Genomic DNA, 15,741 nt, shown 5'->3' on the forward strand with positions numbered 1-15,741 from the left:
CGGCCCCACGACCGCCCCGCGATCAGCCAGGACCCCGCATGACCTCGACCTCCGCCCTCAGCCGCCCCCAGCTCGTCGCCTGGCGGAACGCCGTCTTCACGATCTTCGTGCTGAGCGGCCTCTCGATCGCCACCTGGGTCTCGCGCACTCCCGCCATCCGCGATGAGCTGCAGCTCTCCACCTCGGGCGTGGGCCTGCTGATCCTCTCGATGTCGATCGGCGCCATCGTCGGCCTCAGCCTCTCGACCGTGATCATGTCGGTGCTCGGCGCCCGCCGCGGCATGGTCGCCGGGCTCGTCGTCTGCTCCTCCGGTCTCGCGCTCCTCGGTCTGGCGGCCGACGCGTTCGGAGCCCTCCCGCTCGCCTTCGCGGGCATGGTGCTGCTCGGCTTCGGCAACGGCGCGGTCGACGTGATGATGAACGTCGAGGGCGCCGCGAACGAGAAGGCCTTCGGCAAGACCCTGCTCCCCCTCTTCCACGCCTTCTTCAGCCTCGGCACCGTCCTCGGCGCGATCCTCGGCGCCGCCGCCTCCGCGCTCGCCGTGCCCGTCGCCGCGCACCTCTGCGGCGTCGCCGTCGTCGTGGTGCTCACCGTCTCGGCCGCGATCCGCTTCGTCCCCGTCCGCGACGAGCTCGACACCGCGGGCGTCGCCACCGTCGCGAAGGCGCCGGTCCGCGAGCGCGTCGCCGCCTCGCTCGGCGTCTGGCGGGACGGGCGCCTCGTCCTGATCGGTCTGATCATGCTGGGCATGGCCTTCGCGGAGGGCTCGGCCAACGACTGGCTGACCCTCGCGATGGTCGACGGCCACGGCACCGACAAGACCACCGCCGCGATCGTCTTCGGCGTCTTCGTCGCGGCGATGACCGTCGGCCGCGTGCTCGGCGGGCCCGTGCTCGACCGCTTCGGCCGGGTGCCCGTGCTGCGCGCCTCCGCCGGCCTGGCCATCGTCGGCATCCTCCTCTTCATCCTCGCCCCGGTCGACGGGCTCGTGATCGCGGGAGCGGTCGCCTGGGGTCTGGGCTGCTCGCTCGGCTTCCCGGTCGGCATGTCCGCCGCGGCCGAGGGCCCCCACTCGGCGGCCCGGGTCAGCGCCGTCGCGATGCTCGGCTACGTCGCCTTCCTGGTCGGCCCGCCCGCGATCGGCTTCCTCGGCGAGCACTTCGGGCTGCTGAACGCGCTGTTCCTGGTGCTCGCGCTCGTCGTCGTCGCCGGAGTCGCCTCGCCCGCCGCCCGGTCGCAGAAGGCCCCGTCGGAGCGCGTGCAGGACGGAGCGTCCGCGTGAGCGCCCCCGGCCTCGAGCCCTGCCGCGTCGCCGTCGTCACCGGCGCCAACCACGGCATCGGCGCCGCGATCGCGGAGCGCCTGGCCGCCGACGGGCTCGCCGTGCTGGTCGCCTTCCTCGCCGAGGAGCTGCCGGAGCACGAGCCGGAGCGCCAGCGCCTCGCCCACCGCACCGACGGCGAGCAGGTCGCCGAGCGGATCCGCGCCGCCGGCGGCCGCGCCCGCGCCGTCTCCGCCGACCTCCGCGACGCCGCCTCCGCCGCCCTGCTGCTCGACGCCGCGGAGGAGTCGCTCGGCCCGGTCGACGTCCTCGTGCACAACGCCACCGGCTCGATCGTCGACACCTTCCGCGCCCGGGCGAGGGACTGGATGGGCCGCCCCCAGCGCCGCGTCGACGCCGCGAGCATCGACCGGGTGCTCGACATCGACGCCCGCGCCGGCGCGCTGCTGATCGCCGAGCTCGCCGAGCGGCTGGAGCGCCGCGGCGGCCACGGCGGGCGGATCGTCACGCTCACCTCGGGCGGCGAGCGCGGCTTCCCCGGCGAGGTCTCCTACGGCGCCGCCAAGGCCGCCCTGGTGAACTACACGATCTCCGCCTCGCTCGAGCTCAGCCCGCTCGGCGTGACCGCCAACGCGGTCCACCCGCCCGTCACCGACACCGGCTGGGTCACCGACGACGTCCACGCCGCCGTCGCCGCGAACGACGCCTTCTTCGACGTCGCCCGCCCCGACGAGGTCGCCGACCTCGTCTCCTACCTCGTCTCCCCCGCCGGCCGCCGCGTCACCGGCAACGTCCTCCGCATGGCCTGACACCCGCCGCCCCCGCAGCGGCCCGCTCCATGCCGGCCGACCAGCCCCGCGAGGGGCCCGCTCCATGCCGGCCGACCAGCCCCGCAGGGGCCCCGGCATGCTGGTCGAGTAGCCCCGCAGGGGCGTATCGAGACCCACCCCTCCGACCGCCCCCGACCGTCGCCGTCTATCCTCGACGGGTGCGTCTCGTCATCGCGCGCTGCTCCGTCGACTACACCGGCCGTCTCAGCGCCCACCTCCCCCTCGCCACCCGACTCCTGCTGGTCAAGGCCGACGGCAGCGTCCTCGTGCACTCGGACGGCGGCTCCTACAAGCCGCTGAACTGGATGAGCCCCCCGTGCACCCTCAGCACCGGCGAGCCCGACGAGGACGCCCTCGCGGCCGGAGTCCTCGAGCAGTGGACGGTCACGCACAAGAAGACCGGCGACGCCCTCGTGGTCTCGATCCACGAGGTGCTGCACGATTCGGCGCACGAGCTCGGCGTCGATCCCGGCCTGATCAAGGACGGCGTCGAGGCCCACCTGCAGCGCCTGCTGGCGGAGCAGATCGATCTGCTGGGCGAGGGCCACACTCTCGTCCGCCGCGAGTACATGACGGCGATCGGGCCGGTCGACATCCTCGCCCGCGATTCCTCCGGCGCCGCTGTCGCAGTCGAGATCAAGCGCCGCGGAGAGATCGACGGGGTCGAGCAGCTGACCCGCTATCTCGAGCTGATGAATCGCGATCCGCACCTCTCGCCGGTGACGGGAGTGTTCGCCGCTCAGGAGATCAAGCCGCAGGCCAGGACCCTCGCGCAGGACCGCGGAATCCGCTGCGTCGTGCTCGACTACGAGTCGATGCGCGGCGTCGACGACTCGCACACGCGCCTCTTCTAGCGCCCGCGTCCCCCTTTCCAGGGTCCCGCTGCGGGATTCCGGGAGCGGCTGCAGAAACCCGCACGCGAAAGGCCCCGTCGACGGATCGACGGGGCCTTTCGACGGGGTGGCGCGACCTCTCGGTGCGCCGGGCGCGACTCTACTTGTGCGCGGCGGCGTAGGCCGCCTGGACCTCGGCGGGGATGCGGCCGCGGTCGGACACCTGGTGTCCGTTGGCGTTCGCCCACTCGCGGACGGCCTTGAGCTGCTTGGGGTCGCTCTTCGACGCCGAGGCGACCGACGTGGCGGCAGCCGGACGCGATCCGACGCGACGGCCGTTCGAGACGAACTTCTCCAGAGCGGAGTGCAGCTCGGCGATGTTGTCCGGTCCGAGGTCGATCTCGTAGTTGGCTCCGTCGATGCTGAAGCGGACGGTGCCGCCGTCACCGGAGTCGATAGGCGTTCCGTCGATATCGTCGACAAGCGTGATCTTCTGGGCCACTTTTCCTCCTGGATGTCACTGACAGGAGAAGACGATACCCCTTCTCCACCGTCCGACGAGTACTTATCGGCGCCATTCGCGCGAATCATCGCCATGATCTGCGCCGATACTCAGGATAAGCCGGTGCAATCCGCCTGAGAATCGGCTCATCTCTCCGCCATCCGTCGTATATCGCATCTCGTCGTCGAATGAGCGCGATTGTCGCGACAGATTCGAGAGATGGCGCGAACCCGGATACCGTGAAGACATGCCCCGGAGGAACGGACCCCCTGCCCGCCCGTCGCGACCCGGCCCCTACCGCAACACGGCGGCGCGCGAAGCGCTCGAGGCGCTGGTCGCCGACGCGACCGCGGAGGGGGTGGAGCGCCTCCTCACCGCCTGCCTCGAGGGCTCGCTCGTCGCGGACGTCACCGGCTCGCAGCCCGGCGGAGTGCCGCACGTGCGGGTGGTCGCGACGACCACCGGCGAGCAGGTGCTCCCGCTCTTCACCTCCACCGATGAGCTGCGCGCCGCGGTCCCACGGCAGCAGCACCCGCGCGTGCAGATGCTGGTCCTGCCCGGCCGCGAGGCGTTCGCGCTGATCCGCACCGCCGACTTCGTGGCCGTCCAGCTCGACGCCGGCTCGATCGCCCAGGTCGTCGCCCGGTCGTTCATCGAGCAGTCCCTCGACGCCGCGGCACCGTAGAGTGTTCCCCCCGACGGGGCACGCCGCCGGGATCACCTTCGTCCCTCGAGGGCAGGAGCCCGCCATGTCCGACACCACCCTCGCGCCCGACGCCCAGCCCGGCATCGAGGCGACCTGGAGCTGCATCCTCTTCGATCTCGACGGCACGATCACCGACTCGGCGCCCGGCATCACCGGCACCCTGGTCGAGACCTTCGTCGAGCTCGGCCGCCCGGTCCCGACCCCCGCGGAGCTGCTCGCCTACGTCGGCCCGCCGCTGCTCGACGCGTTCCGCGAGCTGGGCGGGATGAGCGTCGACGAGGCGCAGGCGGCCCTCGTCGTCTACCGCCGCCGCTACAACGCCGGCGGGCTCTTCGACTCCAGCGTCTACCCCGGTCTGCCGGAGCTGCTGGCGGGCATCGCCGCCTCGGGCATCCCGCTCTCGCTCGCCACCTCGAAGCCGGAGTCCGCCGCGCGGCGCGTCCTCGAGCACTACGGGCTCGCCCAGCACTTCACGATCATCTGCGGCGCCTCGGAGGACGAGGTCCGCAGCGCGAAGGCGGACGTGGTGGAGGAGGCGCTGCGCCGCCTCCGCGAGATCGGGGTCGACCTCTCGACGCCCGTCATGGTCGGCGACCGCGAGCACGACGTGCACGGCGCCGCGGCCCACGGGGTTCCGACGATCATGGTCGAATGGGGCTACGGCTCGCCGATCGAGGCGGTCGGCACGATCGCGGTGGTCTCGGGCGCCGACGAGCTGCAGGCGCTGCTGCTGCCGTGAGGCGCGCACCCGCGGGCGGGGCGCTCCTCCTGCGGCGCGCCCTTCCCGTCGCGGGCCCCGTACGATGAGGGCATGACTGGTCTGGGCGTCGTCCTCTCTTTCGTGCTCTTCCTCGGCGGCATCCTGGTGCTCGGCAACTCGTTCCTGCTGCCCGACCTCGCCGGCTTCCTCTTCTTCGGCGGGATCCTGATGATCTCGGCGTCGCTCGGGCTCGCCTTCCACCTGCTGCCGAAGTCGGAGTAGCGCTCAGCGCCTCCCGCGCACCGCGGCCGCCCGGCGCCGCGCGGGCTCTCAGCCCAGGTAGTTCGCGTCGAGGTTGATGACGTTGCCGATGTAGACCGCCTCGCCCGCCCCCGCGACGCCGGGGTTCATCCGCAGCAGCTGCTGCACGGGGATCCCGAAGCGCTGGGCGATGTCGAAGAACGAGTCGCCCGAGACCACGGTGTAGGTCACGATGTCGCCCGCGGCGTTCCTGGTCGGCTCGCCGGACGCACCGGGGACCGCGCCGTTGTCCACGGCGAACGCCGTCTCCGGGATCACCGGGACGTCGTTCGGAGTGAAGGTGACCGTCGCCTCCGGAACCGGCACGAAGACCGTGGCGGTCGACTGCGGGAGCGCCGCCGTGACGGTCGGATCGGGAGTCGGCGTCGCCGTGGCGAAGACCGTGACCGTGGGGGCCGGAGCCGGTGCGGAGCAGCCGGCGAGCGCCGCCGCCGCCACGAGCGCGAGCGCGCCTCCGAGTACTCGTGCGCGCATCTGCTCCCCCTCGTCGCGCCCTCCCCCGGGCGCACGGTCCCACCCTAGGAGAAGGACGGGGAGCGGAGTGACCGGACGGCGCGGCGGATCGGACGCCGGGCGCCGGTCACGCTTTCGGCTCGGGCAGCAGCCGCAGCCCGCCGCCGCCGTTCGCCGCATCCATCAGCACCTCGACCCAGGACGGGTTGATCGTCGGCTGGCGACTGCCGGCGAAGTGGAACTGCAGCGCGATGTTCGGATTCATCCAGAACGAGTGGCGGCCGCGCGCCCCCTCGGGCATCGAGTCGAGGGTGAGGCTGAAGCGCTCGTCGCGCCGGAACTTCGCGTAGACGACGATCTGCAGGTGCGCGAGGGTCCGGTCCTCGATCTCGATCACGGCCGGCGGTGTGCCGTAGAGGAATTGACCCATGGAGCCAGCCTATCCCTAGTCCGACTCTTTACTAGAAGGTCTAGCTAGTTCTCGGCTTCGTCGGAGGCGGCGGCAGGGGCGGCGGCGCCCGTCTCGACCTCGTCCGCGTCGATCTCGTCGACGGCGGCGCCCATCCGGCGGAGGAAGTTGACGACCACCTCGGCCTCACCCGCGTCGAGGTCCTCGGCGATCTCGAGCATCCGGCGGTGCATCTGCTGCAGCGTCTCGCGGACCTCCTGATCGCTGTCGACCGTGGCCTCGACGACGATGCCGCGCCGGTCGCTCGGGTGCGGCTTCCGCACCAGGTGCCCGCTGCGGACGAGGCGGTCGATCAGCACGGTGGTCGAGGCGGAGGAGATCGAGAGGTGGGCGGCGAGGTCCTTCGCGCTGACGAGGTCGCCCTCGCGCTGCCGGCGGAGCAGGAACTGGATCGCGATGAGGTCGGTCTCGCCCATCGCCATCTTCTCGCGCGTGCGGCGGCGCATCGCGACCTCGGAGACGCGGTAGCCGCGCATCGCGCTCAGCACCTCGACGGCACGACGCGTCGACGACTCGTCCGGGTACCAGTAGCCGGCGCCGCCCCGGACCGTCGTCTCGCTCATCCGGCCATCCTAGACGCGCGTGCAATCAGGCCGTCTAGCGAGATCGGGCCCCCGCGCACCCGCCTACGCTGGACCGGTGACCGCCACCCTCGTCGCCAAGGGCCTCTCCGGAGGCTACGCGCACCGCACCCTGTTCGACCGCCTCGACCTCACGGTCGCCCCGGGCGACGTCGTCGGCGTCGTCGGCGCGAACGGAGCGGGCAAGTCCACGCTCCTGCGCATCCTCGCCGGCGAGACCGCCCCGCTGGAGGGCGGCGTCGTGCTCGCGCCCGGCGACGCCTTCGTCGGCTGGCTGCCCCAGGAGCACGAGCGCCGCGAGGGCGAGACCGTCGCCGGCTACATCGCTCGGCGCACCGGCGCCGCGGAGACCTCGACCGAGCTCGACGAGGCTGCGTCGGCGCTGGCCGAGCCCGACCCCGACGGGCGGATCGCCGACCGCTACGCGCTCGCCCTCGACCGCTGGCTGGCGAGCGGCGCCGCCGACCTCGACGAGCGGACCCCGGTCGTCCTCGCCGACCTCGGCCTCGCCCTCGACGCCACCGGCCGCACCAGCGGCGTGGCCGCCGACTCCCTGATGACCTCGCTCTCCGGCGGGCAGGCGGCCCGCGTCGGCCTCGCCGCCCTCCTGCTCTCGCGCTTCGACGTGGTGCTGCTCGACGAGCCCACCAACGACCTCGACCTCGACGGCCTCGAGCGGCTCGAGGCGTTCGTCCGCGGACTGCGCGGCGGAGTGGTGCTCGTCAGCCACGACCGCGAGTTCCTCGCCCGCAGCGTCACCCGCGTGCTCGAGCTCGACCTCGCGCAGGGCACCACCACCGTCTACGGCGGCGGCTACGACGCGTTCCTGGAGGAGCGCGAGACCGCCCGCCGCCAGCGCCGCGAGAAGTACGAGGACTTCGCCGAGAAGAAGGACGACCTCGTCTCGCGCGCCCGCACCCAGCGCGAGTGGTCGAGCCAGGGCGTCCGCAACGCGATGAAGAAGGCGCCCGACAACGACAAGATCCGCCGCAAGGCCTCGGCCGAGTCGAGCGAGAAGCAGGCCCAGAAGGTCCGCCAGATGGAGAGCCGCATCGCCCGGCTCGAGGAGGTGGAGGAGCCGCGCAAGGAGTGGCAGCTCGCCTTCACCATCGGCAGCGCCCCGCGCTCGAGCTCGGTCGTCTCGACGCTGAACGGCGCGGTGGCCCGCCGCGGCACCTTCACCCTCGGCCCGGTCTCGCTGCAGGTCGACGCCGGCGACCGCATCGGCATCACCGGCCCCAACGGCGCCGGCAAGTCGACGCTCCTGTCGCTGCTGCTGGGCCGCTCCGCTCCGGAGGAGGGCGGCGCGTCGCTCGGCGCGAGCGTCGCCATCGGCGAGATCGATCAGGCGCGCGCGATGCTCGCCTCCGACGTGCCGCTCGCCGACGCCTTCGAGGCGCTGGTGCCGGAGTGGCCGACCGCCGAGGTGCGCACCCTCCTGGCGAAGTTCGGCCTCAAGGCCGACCATGTCTCCCGCCCCGTCGGCGAGCTCTCACCGGGCGAGCGGACCCGCGCCGCCCTGGCGCTGCTGCAGGCGCGCGGCACCAACCTCCTCGTGCTGGACGAGCCGACCAACCACCTCGACCTCGCCGCGATCGAGCAGCTGGAGCAGGCGCTCGAGGCCTACGAGGGCACGCTGCTGCTGGTCACCCACGACCGCCGCATGCTCGAGACCGTGCAGCTGACCCGCCACTGGCACGTCGAGGCGGGCGTCGTCACCGAGCGCTGACCCGCGCGCTCGACCTCACAGCGACGCGGCGCGCGCCAGCAGCAGCGCGCGGGTGCGCTCGTTGCCGGCCAGCGAGGCGGCCGTCGCGAGCTCGGCCCGCGCCTCCTCCCGCCGGCCCAGGCGCGCGAGCAGCTCGCCGCGCACACTCGGCAGCAGGTGCGATCCCCTCAGGGCGCCCTCGGTCGCGAGCCGGTCGACGACGAGCAGCGCGGAGGCGGGGCCGGTCGCCATCGACAGCGCGACGGCGCGGTTCAGCTCGACGACCGGACTCGGCGACACCCGCCCGAGGATCTCGTACAGCAGCACGATGCGCTCCCAGTCGGTCGCGGCCACGCTCGGCGCGATCGCGTGGCACTCGGCGATCGCCGCCTGCAGTCCGTAGGAGCCGCGGCCCTTGCCGACGCGATCGGCGCGCCGCAGCGCCTCCCGGCCGCGCTCGATCTGGCCGCGGTCCCAGCGGGTGCGGTCCTGGTCCTCGAGCAGGACCGGAGAGCCGTCGGGCGCCGTCCGCGCCGCGAACCGGGAGGCCTGCAGCTCCATCAGGGCGAGCAGCCCCAGCACCTCGGGCTCGCGCGGCAGGAGCGCGGCGAGCACCCGCCCGAGCCGCAGCGCCTCCCCCGCCACCTCGGTGCGCAGCCAGCGGTCCCCCGAGGTCGCCGCGTAGCCCTCCGTGAAGACCAGATAGACGACCCCGAGCACCGCGTCGAGCCGCGCCTTCCACTCCGCCGGCTCCGGGACCTCGAACGGCACGCCCGACGCCGCGAGCGACTTCTTCGCCCGGACGATGCGCTGCTGGACGGTCGCGACCGGCACCAGGAACAGCCGCGCGATCGCCTCCGTCCCGAGCCCGCCGACGAGGCGCAGGGTGAGCGCGATGCTCGCCTCCCGTGACAGGACGGGGTGGCAGGCGGTGAAGACCAGCCGGAGCACGTCGTCCTCGATCGGCCGCCACTCGTCGTCGATGCTTTCCTCGAGGGTGCGCGCGAGCAGGCGGTAGCGGTCGTCGAGCGCGGTCCTGCGCCGCCAGCCGTCGATCGCCCGGCGCTTGGCCACCGCCGTCAGCCAGGCCCCGGCGTTGCGCGGGACACCGGTCGTCGGCCACTGCTCGAGCGCCTCGACGAGGGCCTCCTGCGCCAGGTCCTCGGCCACTCCGACGTCACCGGTGACCCGGGCGAGCGTCGCGACGATGCGCGCGCTCTCGATGCGCCAGACGGCGGCGACCCGTGCGCGGGTCTCCTGCCCGGGAGCCGTCGGCGTCATGTCAGCCGTTCTCGGCGCGGGCCTTCTCGTCCTCGCGCCAGCCGGCCTCCTTCTGCAGGTACTCGTTGTCGGCGAAGTCCGCGAAGTCGCTCTCGTCGGTGACGCGGCGCACCTCGAGCGTGTTGCCGGGGACGAGCGGGCAGCGCAGCGCCCACTCCTTCGCCTCCTCCTTCGAGGAGACCTGGATGATCCAGAAGCCGTTGAACAGCTCGTGCGTCTCGCCGTAGGGGCCGTCGGTGATCGCGGCCGGCTCGGAGGAGAAGTCGACCACGAACCCGGAGGTCGCGACGTCGTCGGAGAGGCCCTCGCCCGCGAGCAGGACGCCCGCGGTGATCATCGCCTCGTTGTACTGCCCCATCCGGGTGATGATCTCGTCGAACGGGATCGCCTCGTAGGCGGCCTTGGCGGCGTCGGTCGCGCGCATGATCAGCATGTACTTCACGGTGTTCTCCTCGAGAGTCGCGGGCGCTGTCTGCGCCCTCCTACTATCGCGTCGAACGGCGCCCCCCGATATCGACACCTCCACCGAGAAGAATCGGAATCATGCCGGTCGGCGTCTCGGTGGTGAGCGAAAGGACCCGCGGCGGCCCGTCCATGCTGGTCGAGTAGCCCCGAAGGGGTGTATCGAGACCCGCCGTCACCAGCAGGGCGGGTCTACAGACCCGACTTCTGACGCAGGTGGATCTCGATACGCCCGCTCCGCGGGCTACTCGATCAGCATGGCTATCCCCATACGAACTAGGTGATCGTTCCCAGGAGACCCACCCACCCAGCACGCCGACCCGCCGCCCCGGCCGTCCTACTTCCGCCCGCGCGCCGCCCGCTTCGCCGCGTTGAACGCGATCGCCGCGCGCACGAGCCCCGCGAGCGCCTCCTCCTGGATCGCGTCCCCCTCGGCGAACTCCACCGAGCGGCGCTGGTTCCCGCCGAGCTCCCCGTTGAAGATCCCCGCCGGATCCTCGAGCGACGCCCCGTACATGAAGCCGAGCTTCACCTTCTTCTGGAAGATGTTGCCGACCACGAGGATGCCGTCGAGCTCCCAGACCGGCGCGCCCCTCCACTTCCACTCCTCGACGATGCCCGGATCGACTTCGAGGATGATCCGCCGCGCCTCACCGAGCAGCTCCCCCCGCCAATCGGGATGCTTCGCGATCAGGCCGTCGATCTCCTCGCCGGGCGTCACGCGGCCACGCCGGCGGGCACCGCGTCGAGCAGCGCGCGCACCACCGCGGCCGAGCGGTCCGCCGCGTCGTCCACGTGCGCCTCGAACGAGCCCGGCTCGCAGAGGTCCGAGATGCCGCGCACCGAGACGAACGGCAGCCCGTGCACGTACGCGGTCTGCGCGAGCGAGACCGACTCCATGTCGGTCGCCAGTGCCCCGTCGTAGAGGCCGCGCACCCGCGCGACGTGGTCGCCGGACACGAAGACGTCCCCGGACACGATCAGTCCGCGCCGCACGGTGATCCCGCCGCCGTCCGGCAGCGACGCCGTGAGCTCCGCGGCGAGCGCCGGCCCGTGCCCCGAGTAGCGCGCCGGCATCCCCGGCACCTGCCCCATCGCGTAGCCGAACGCCTGCGCGTCCGCGTCGGTCTGCACGTACTCGTCGCCGACGACCACGTCGCCGACGCGCACCTCGGCCCCGAGTCCGCCCGCCGACCCCGCGCTGATCACCAGCGGCGCCCCGCCGACGCGGAGGATCGCCGCCGTCAGTCCGCCGGCCGCGTTCACGAGTCCCACGCCGGTGCGCACGAGCAGCACCGGGTGGCCGCCGACCTCGAGCGACCACTGCAGGGCGTTGCCCACCGCGACGGGCTCCGGTGCACCACCGGCCGCGACGAGGAACGGCTCGGCCTCCTCGTCCATCGCGACGAGGACGATCGCCTCGACCGCGCTCACGCGGTGACCTGCTCCCACTGGTCGCGCTGCGCGAGGAAGGTGCGCGCCGCGTCCTGAGCGCCCTCGAGCGAGTGGTTCGCGCCCCAGCCGCACTGCGTCTCGTTCGCCGCGGGGACCTCGGTGGCCTCGGTGATGTCGCGGAGGGTCGACTCGACCAGATCGAGCACCTCGGCGAGCTCGGGCTGGCCCTGCAGGATCAGGTAGAAGCCGGTCTGGCAGCCCATCGGCGAGAAGTCGACGACGCGGTCGGAGTGGTTGCGCGACTTCTCGGCGAACAGGTGCTCGAGCGAGTGCACGGTCGGCATCTCGAGGTGTCCGCGGTTGGGCTGGGTGAAGCGCACGTCGTACTTGACGAGGTGGTCCCCCGCCGGGAGGGTCTTGGCGTCGGCCAGGCGCACGTAGGGCGCGGCGACGGTGCGGTGATCGAGGTTGAACGACTCGACGTTCATGCGCGGCTGATCCACGGTGGTCTCCTTCTCCTGGGGTTTCTCCATTGTCCTCCCGCGCCGCAGTCGCATCGGGATCCGCAGCCCCGCCGTGCTGACGGTGGGCGGGTCTCGATACGCCCCTGCGGGGCTGCTCGACCAGCATGGGACCGCCCTCGGCTGCGGTCCTCCAGCGCCCGAGCAGTGCACGCTGAGGGCGCCGACGCGGCGGACGACGCGCGGGCCGCACTGCTGGCGGCCACCGGCGCCGCCACGCTCGACGACGCCGTGATCATCGCCAGGGGCCGCCCGCGGCTCGACGGCGGGGAGCCCGCCGGCCCGGTGTGGAAGGTCCGCTCGACCAGAGGGCTGGACCAGGAGGTGAGCCGGCTCGCGAAGAGCCGCGGCGTCAGCAAGTCGCAGATCCTCCGCGAGGCCGCTGCGGCCTACGTCGAGGCGTCCTGACCCGGCGGCTCCGCCGACACCACTAGCGCGTCGGCGCGTCCTCGCCCGGGACGAAGCGGTAGCCCATCCCCGCCTCCGTCAGCAGGAACCGCGGGTGCGCCGGGTCGGGCTCGAGCTTCTTGCGCAGCTGCGCCAGGTAGAGGCGGAGGTAGCCGGTGTCGGTCACGTGCGCCGGTCCCCAGATCTCGTCGAGCAGCGAGCGCCGGGTGACGAGCTTGCCCGCGTTGCGCACCAGGATCTCGAGCACCTGCCACTCCGTCGGCGTCAGCCGCACCGAGGCGCCGTCCCGGGTCGCGCTCTTCGCGACCAGGTCCACGGTCACGTCGCCGATCACCACCAGCGGCTCGCCCTCGGCCGGCTGCACGCGCCGCGACAGCGCCCGGATGCGCGCGAGCACCTCGTCCATCGAGAACGGCTTGGTCACGTAGTCGTCCGCACCGGCGTCGAGCGCGCCCACCTTGTCCGCCGAGCCCGTGCGCCCCGACACCACGAGCACCGGCGCGCTCGTCCAGCCGCGCAGGGCGTGGATCACCTCGATCCCGTCGAGCCGCGGCATGCCCAGGTCGATCATGTAGAGGTCCGGCCGCTCGTCGATCGCGCGGTTGATCGCCTCGGTCCCGTCGCCCGCGGTGACCACGTCGTAGCCGCGGGCGGTCAGCGTGATCCGCAGCGCCCGCAGGATCTGCGGGTCGTCGTCGGCGATCAGGATCTTCATGCGGCTCCTCCGGAGGCGTCGGTCTCGGCGGCCGTGCTGCTCTCGGCGGCCACGGCGGCGGCCACCACCGGCAGCGTCACCACCATCGTCAGCCCGCCGCCCGGGGTGTCCTCGGTCTCGAGCGTCCCGCCCATCCCCTCGGTGAACCCCTTCGACAGCGCGAGCCCCAGCCCCAGCCCGGTCGTGTTGTCGTCGTCGCCGAGGCGCTGGAACGGAACGAAGACCTCCGCCCGGCGCTCGGGCGGGATCCCCGGCCCGTGGTCGACGATCCGGATCTGCGCCGTCCCGCCGAAGACGCTCGTCGAGACGCGCACCCGGGTCCCGGACGGCGCGTAGCGCACCGCGTTCGCGAGCAGGTTCACCACGACCCGCTGCAGCAGCACCCCGTCGGCGAGGAGCTCCGGGCCGTCCAGGTCCAGGTCGAGGTCGACCTCGCCCGGCCCGAGCCCCAGCTCGTCGAGCGCGGGCAGCACCACGTCGGCCGCGTCGAGCGGGGCCAGCGAGACGGCGAGCGCCCCCGCCTCGAGCCGGGTCACGTCGAGCAGATCGGTGACCAGCGCGCCCAGGGTGGTGAGGCTCTCGTCGGCGGTCGCGAGCAGCTCCTCCCGGTCGCGGTCGCTCCACTCGACGTCGCGCGAGCGCAGCCCCGAGACGGCGGCGGTCGCGGCCGCCAGCGGCCGGCGGAGGTCGTGGCTGACCGCCGAGAGCAGCGCGCTGCGCACCCGGTCGGTCTCGGCCAGCGGAGCCAGCGAGCTCGCCGTCTCGCTCAGCGCCGCGTTCTCCAGGACGGAGTCCAGCTGCGCGGCGACCACCTGCAGCAGCCGCCGCTCGCTGCCCTCGAGCTCGCGGCCGTGCAGCTCCAGCTCCGCATGCGCGCCGACCGGGATCCGCACGGGCTCCCCTTCGGGCCGCGGCTCGCCGTCCGCGGCGACGACCGCGCCGTCCCGCACCAGCCGCACGCCGGTCAGGCCGAATGCCTCGCGGGAGCGCTCGAGGATCGCCTGCAGCGCCCCCTGCCCGCGGATCACCCCGCCCGCGATCGTCGCCAGCAGCTCCGCCTCCGCCCCTGAGCGCTTCGCCGCCCGCGAGCGCCGCGCCGCGCGGTCGACCACGGCGCTCACCAGCGCCGCGTTCAGCACGTAGAGCACGAGCGCGAGCGCGTGCAGCGGCTCGTCGACGGTGATCGTGTACAGCGGATCGACGAAGAAGTAGTCGAGGGTGAGCCCCGAGAGCACGGCCGCGAACAGCGCCGGCCAGAGCCCGCCGACGAGCGCGACGAGCACCACGAGCAGCTGGTACGAGAGCACGTCGCTCGTGATCGACTCGTCGCTGCGCAGACTCGACAGCAGCCAGGTCACCAGCGGCCCGCCGACGAGCGCGAGCGCCGTGCCGAGGATCCTGCGCCGCAGGGTGAGCGCGCCGTCGAGCCGCGGCAGCACCGCCGTCCGCCCGGCCGCCGAGTGGTTGACGATGTGGACGTCGATGTTGCCCGACTCGCGGATCACGGTCGCGCCGATCCCCGGGGTGAGCGCCGCGGCGAGGCGGCTGCGCCGGCTCACGCCGAGCACCAGCTGCGTGGCGTTCACCGAGCGGGCGAACTCGACCAGCGTCCGCGGCACGTCCTCGCCGACGACCTGGTGGTAGCTCCCGCCGAGCGACTCGACCAGCGCGCGCTGCGACTCGAGCACCTGCGGCCGCGGCGTGCGCAGCCCGTCGGGCGTCACCACATGCACGGCGAGCAGGTCGCCGGCGGAGGCGCGCGCGGCGATCCGCGCGCCGCGGCGCAGCAGGGTCTCCCCCTCCGTGCCGCCGGTGAGCGTCACGACCACCCGCTCGCGGGCCTCCCAGGTGCTGTCGATGCCGTGCTCGCCGCGGTAGTCGCGCAGCGCGCTGTCGACCTCGTCGGCGAGCCAGAGCAGGGCGAGCTCGCGCAGCGCGGTGAGGTTGCCGAGGCGGAAGTAGTTCGAGAGCGCCGCGTCGATGCGCTCCGGCGGGTAGACCCGCCCGTCGGCGAGGCGGTCGCGCAGGGCCTGCGGAGCGAGGTCGACGACCTCGATCTGGTCGGCCGCGCGGAGCACGGCGTCGGGGATCGTCTCGCGCTGCGGCGCTCCGGTGATCGCCTGCACGACGTCGTTGAGCGAGGCGATGTGCTGGATGTTCACCGTGGAGAAGACCGTGATCCCGGCGTCGAGGAGCGCCGTCACGTCCTCCCAGCGCTTGTCGTGCCGCGAGCCGGGCGCATTGGTGTGCGCGAGCTCGTCGACCAGCGCGACGTCGGGCCGCCGGGCGAGCACCGCCTCCAGATCCATCTCCTCGAGCCGCACGCCGCGGTGCTCGACCGCGCGCCGGGGGACCACCTCGAGCCCCTCGACCATCGCGGCGGTGGCGGCGCGGCCGTGCGTCTCGACGACGGCGACGACGACGTCGCGGCCCTCGGCGGCGAGCCGGCGGCCCTCCTCGAGCATCGTGTACGTCTTGCCGACGCCGGGTGCGGCCCCGAGCAGCACGCGCAGGCGGCCCTTCGTCATGCTCCGGCCCCCACCCTCGGCTCGCGAGATCGGCTCCGGCTCGCG

Annotated in this window: 19 protein-coding genes; 8 read left to right on the forward strand and 11 right to left on the reverse strand. The window is 73.2% G+C overall.

Annotation, left to right across the window (positions count from 1 at the left end):
* Positions 1 to 38 precede the first annotated feature (38 nt).
* From HRK28_RS14535 to nucS, 3 genes are all read left to right on the forward strand, one after another.
* Positions 39 to 1,283 (forward strand): MFS transporter, encoded by a 1,245-nt coding sequence (locus tag HRK28_RS14535; protein ID WP_173252130.1) that lies wholly within the window; start codon positions 39 to 41, stop codon positions 1,281 to 1,283.
* Complete coding sequence (locus HRK28_RS14540; RefSeq protein ID WP_173252131.1) at positions 1,280 to 2,092, forward strand: SDR family NAD(P)-dependent oxidoreductase; 813 nt, start codon at positions 1,280 to 1,282, stop codon at positions 2,090 to 2,092. The genes HRK28_RS14535 and HRK28_RS14540 overlap by 4 nt, the downstream gene beginning before the upstream one ends.
* A gap of 179 nt (positions 2,093 to 2,271) precedes the next feature.
* Positions 2,272 to 2,967: an endonuclease NucS gene (gene nucS / locus HRK28_RS14545; protein ID WP_160086043.1), complete on the forward strand. Its 696-nt coding sequence runs from the start codon at positions 2,272 to 2,274 to the stop codon at positions 2,965 to 2,967.
* 139 nt (positions 2,968 to 3,106) lie between these two features.
* Here nucS and HRK28_RS14550 read toward each other — a convergent pair whose 3' ends face one another.
* Positions 3,107 to 3,448: an Lsr2 family protein gene (locus HRK28_RS14550; protein WP_160086045.1), complete on the reverse strand. Its 342-nt coding sequence runs from the start codon at positions 3,446 to 3,448 to the stop codon at positions 3,107 to 3,109.
* 247 nt (positions 3,449 to 3,695) lie between these two features.
* On the opposite strand from HRK28_RS14550, the gene HRK28_RS14555 reads away from it, so the two are divergent.
* From HRK28_RS14555 to HRK28_RS14565, 3 genes are all read left to right on the forward strand, one after another.
* Complete coding sequence (locus HRK28_RS14555; protein ID WP_173252132.1) at positions 3,696 to 4,133, forward strand: SseB family protein; 438 nt, start codon at positions 3,696 to 3,698, stop codon at positions 4,131 to 4,133.
* Positions 4,134 to 4,197: 64 nt separating this feature from the next.
* The gene (locus HRK28_RS14560) at positions 4,198 to 4,893 is read left to right on the forward strand and encodes an HAD hydrolase-like protein (RefSeq protein ID WP_173252133.1); all 696 of its coding nucleotides are present in this window, start codon (positions 4,198 to 4,200) and stop codon (positions 4,891 to 4,893) included.
* A gap of 72 nt (positions 4,894 to 4,965) precedes the next feature.
* A complete protein-coding gene (locus HRK28_RS14565; RefSeq protein WP_160086051.1) occupies positions 4,966 to 5,136 on the forward strand; it encodes a hypothetical protein in 171 nt (56 codons plus the stop codon).
* Between the two features lie 48 nt (positions 5,137 to 5,184).
* Here HRK28_RS14565 and HRK28_RS14570 read toward each other — a convergent pair whose 3' ends face one another.
* The 3 genes from HRK28_RS14570 to HRK28_RS14580 form a co-directional block, all read right to left on the reverse strand.
* Positions 5,185 to 5,649: a LysM domain-containing protein gene (locus HRK28_RS14570; protein ID WP_160086053.1), complete on the reverse strand. Its 465-nt coding sequence runs from the start codon at positions 5,647 to 5,649 to the stop codon at positions 5,185 to 5,187.
* A gap of 106 nt (positions 5,650 to 5,755) precedes the next feature.
* Complete coding sequence (locus tag HRK28_RS14575; RefSeq protein ID WP_160086055.1) at positions 5,756 to 6,058, reverse strand: ATP-dependent DNA ligase; 303 nt, start codon at positions 6,056 to 6,058, stop codon at positions 5,756 to 5,758.
* Positions 6,059 to 6,102: 44 nt separating this feature from the next.
* Complete coding sequence (locus HRK28_RS14580) at positions 6,103 to 6,660, reverse strand: MarR family winged helix-turn-helix transcriptional regulator (RefSeq protein WP_160086057.1); 558 nt, start codon at positions 6,658 to 6,660, stop codon at positions 6,103 to 6,105.
* Between the two features lie 76 nt (positions 6,661 to 6,736).
* Here HRK28_RS14580 and HRK28_RS14585 point away from each other — a divergent pair, with 76 nt between their 5' ends.
* Positions 6,737 to 8,407, forward strand: coding sequence for an ABC-F family ATP-binding cassette domain-containing protein (locus HRK28_RS14585; RefSeq protein WP_173252134.1), 1,671 nt, complete (start codon positions 6,737 to 6,739; stop codon positions 8,405 to 8,407).
* A gap of 15 nt (positions 8,408 to 8,422) precedes the next feature.
* Here HRK28_RS14585 and HRK28_RS14590 read toward each other — a convergent pair whose 3' ends face one another.
* From HRK28_RS14590 to HRK28_RS14610, 5 genes are all read right to left on the reverse strand, one after another.
* On the reverse strand, positions 8,423 to 9,667 hold the full coding sequence (locus HRK28_RS14590) for an RNA polymerase sigma factor (protein WP_173252135.1): 1,245 nt from the start codon (positions 9,665 to 9,667) through the stop codon (positions 8,423 to 8,425).
* A gap of 1 nt (position 9,668) precedes the next feature.
* Positions 9,669 to 10,109 carry a YciI family protein gene (locus tag HRK28_RS14595; protein WP_173252136.1) on the reverse strand — a complete coding sequence of 147 codons (441 nt, stop codon included), beginning with the start codon at positions 10,107 to 10,109 and terminating at the stop codon, positions 9,669 to 9,671.
* Between the two features lie 357 nt (positions 10,110 to 10,466).
* Positions 10,467 to 10,850: a DUF1801 domain-containing protein gene (locus HRK28_RS14600; protein ID WP_160086065.1), complete on the reverse strand. Its 384-nt coding sequence runs from the start codon at positions 10,848 to 10,850 to the stop codon at positions 10,467 to 10,469.
* Positions 10,847 to 11,563, reverse strand: coding sequence for a 5'-methylthioadenosine/S-adenosylhomocysteine nucleosidase (gene mtnN / locus HRK28_RS14605; protein ID WP_244231711.1), 717 nt, complete (start codon positions 11,561 to 11,563; stop codon positions 10,847 to 10,849). The genes HRK28_RS14600 and mtnN overlap by 4 nt, the downstream gene beginning before the upstream one ends.
* Entirely contained in the window at positions 11,560 to 12,057 is a 498-nt protein-coding gene (locus tag HRK28_RS14610; protein ID WP_254304933.1) for an S-ribosylhomocysteine lyase, read from the reverse strand. Before HRK28_RS14610 ends, mtnN begins: the two co-directional genes overlap by 4 nt.
* A gap of 135 nt (positions 12,058 to 12,192) precedes the next feature.
* Between HRK28_RS14610 and HRK28_RS20880 the strand changes: the two genes are divergently transcribed.
* Positions 12,193 to 12,453 (forward strand): CopG family transcriptional regulator, encoded by a 261-nt coding sequence (locus HRK28_RS20880; protein WP_160086067.1) that lies wholly within the window; start codon positions 12,193 to 12,195, stop codon positions 12,451 to 12,453.
* A 22-nt stretch (positions 12,454 to 12,475) separates the two neighbouring features.
* Here the strand turns inward: HRK28_RS20880 and HRK28_RS14620 are convergent, their stop codons facing one another.
* Positions 12,476 to 13,168, reverse strand: coding sequence for a response regulator (locus HRK28_RS14620; protein WP_173252137.1), 693 nt, complete (start codon positions 13,166 to 13,168; stop codon positions 12,476 to 12,478).
* A complete protein-coding gene (locus HRK28_RS14625; RefSeq protein ID WP_173252138.1) occupies positions 13,165 to 15,696 on the reverse strand; it encodes an ATP-binding protein in 2,532 nt (843 codons plus the stop codon). Before HRK28_RS14625 ends, HRK28_RS14620 begins: the two co-directional genes overlap by 4 nt.
* Between the last annotated feature and the right edge of the window lie 45 nt (positions 15,697 to 15,741).

The sequence above is a fragment of the Rathayibacter sp. VKM Ac-2835 genome, from assembly GCF_013266705.1.
Classification (GTDB): domain Bacteria; phylum Actinomycetota; class Actinomycetes; order Actinomycetales; family Microbacteriaceae; genus Rathayibacter.

Bases quoted from the DNA above. Each gene is read 5' to 3' on its own strand.
- HRK28_RS14535 (WP_173252130.1), top strand. From the start codon at position 39: ATGACCTCGACCTCCGCCCTCAGCCGCCCCCAGCTCGTCGCCTGGCGG.
- HRK28_RS14555 (WP_173252132.1), top strand. From the start codon at position 3,696: ATGCCCCGGAGGAACGGACCCCCTGCCCGCCCGTCGCGACCCGGCCCC.
- HRK28_RS14560 (WP_173252133.1), top strand. From the start codon at position 4,198: ATGTCCGACACCACCCTCGCGCCCGACGCCCAGCCCGGCATCGAGGCG.
- HRK28_RS14565 (WP_160086051.1), top strand. From the start codon at position 4,966: ATGACTGGTCTGGGCGTCGTCCTCTCTTTCGTGCTCTTCCTCGGCGGC.
- HRK28_RS14570 (WP_160086053.1), bottom strand. From the start codon at position 5,649: ATGCGCGCACGAGTACTCGGAGGCGCGCTCGCGCTCGTGGCGGCGGCG.
- HRK28_RS14575 (WP_160086055.1), bottom strand. From the start codon at position 6,058: ATGGGTCAATTCCTCTACGGCACACCGCCGGCCGTGATCGAGATCGAG.
- HRK28_RS14580 (WP_160086057.1), bottom strand. From the start codon at position 6,660: ATGAGCGAGACGACGGTCCGGGGCGGCGCCGGCTACTGGTACCCGGAC.
- HRK28_RS14590 (WP_173252135.1), bottom strand. From the start codon at position 9,667: ATGACGCCGACGGCTCCCGGGCAGGAGACCCGCGCACGGGTCGCCGCC.
- HRK28_RS14610 (WP_254304933.1), bottom strand. From the start codon at position 12,057: ATGGAGAAACCCCAGGAGAAGGAGACCACCGTGGATCAGCCGCGCATG.
- HRK28_RS14620 (WP_173252137.1), bottom strand. From the start codon at position 13,168: ATGAAGATCCTGATCGCCGACGACGACCCGCAGATCCTGCGGGCGCTG.
- HRK28_RS14625 (WP_173252138.1), bottom strand. From the start codon at position 15,696: ATGACGAAGGGCCGCCTGCGCGTGCTGCTCGGGGCCGCACCCGGCGTC.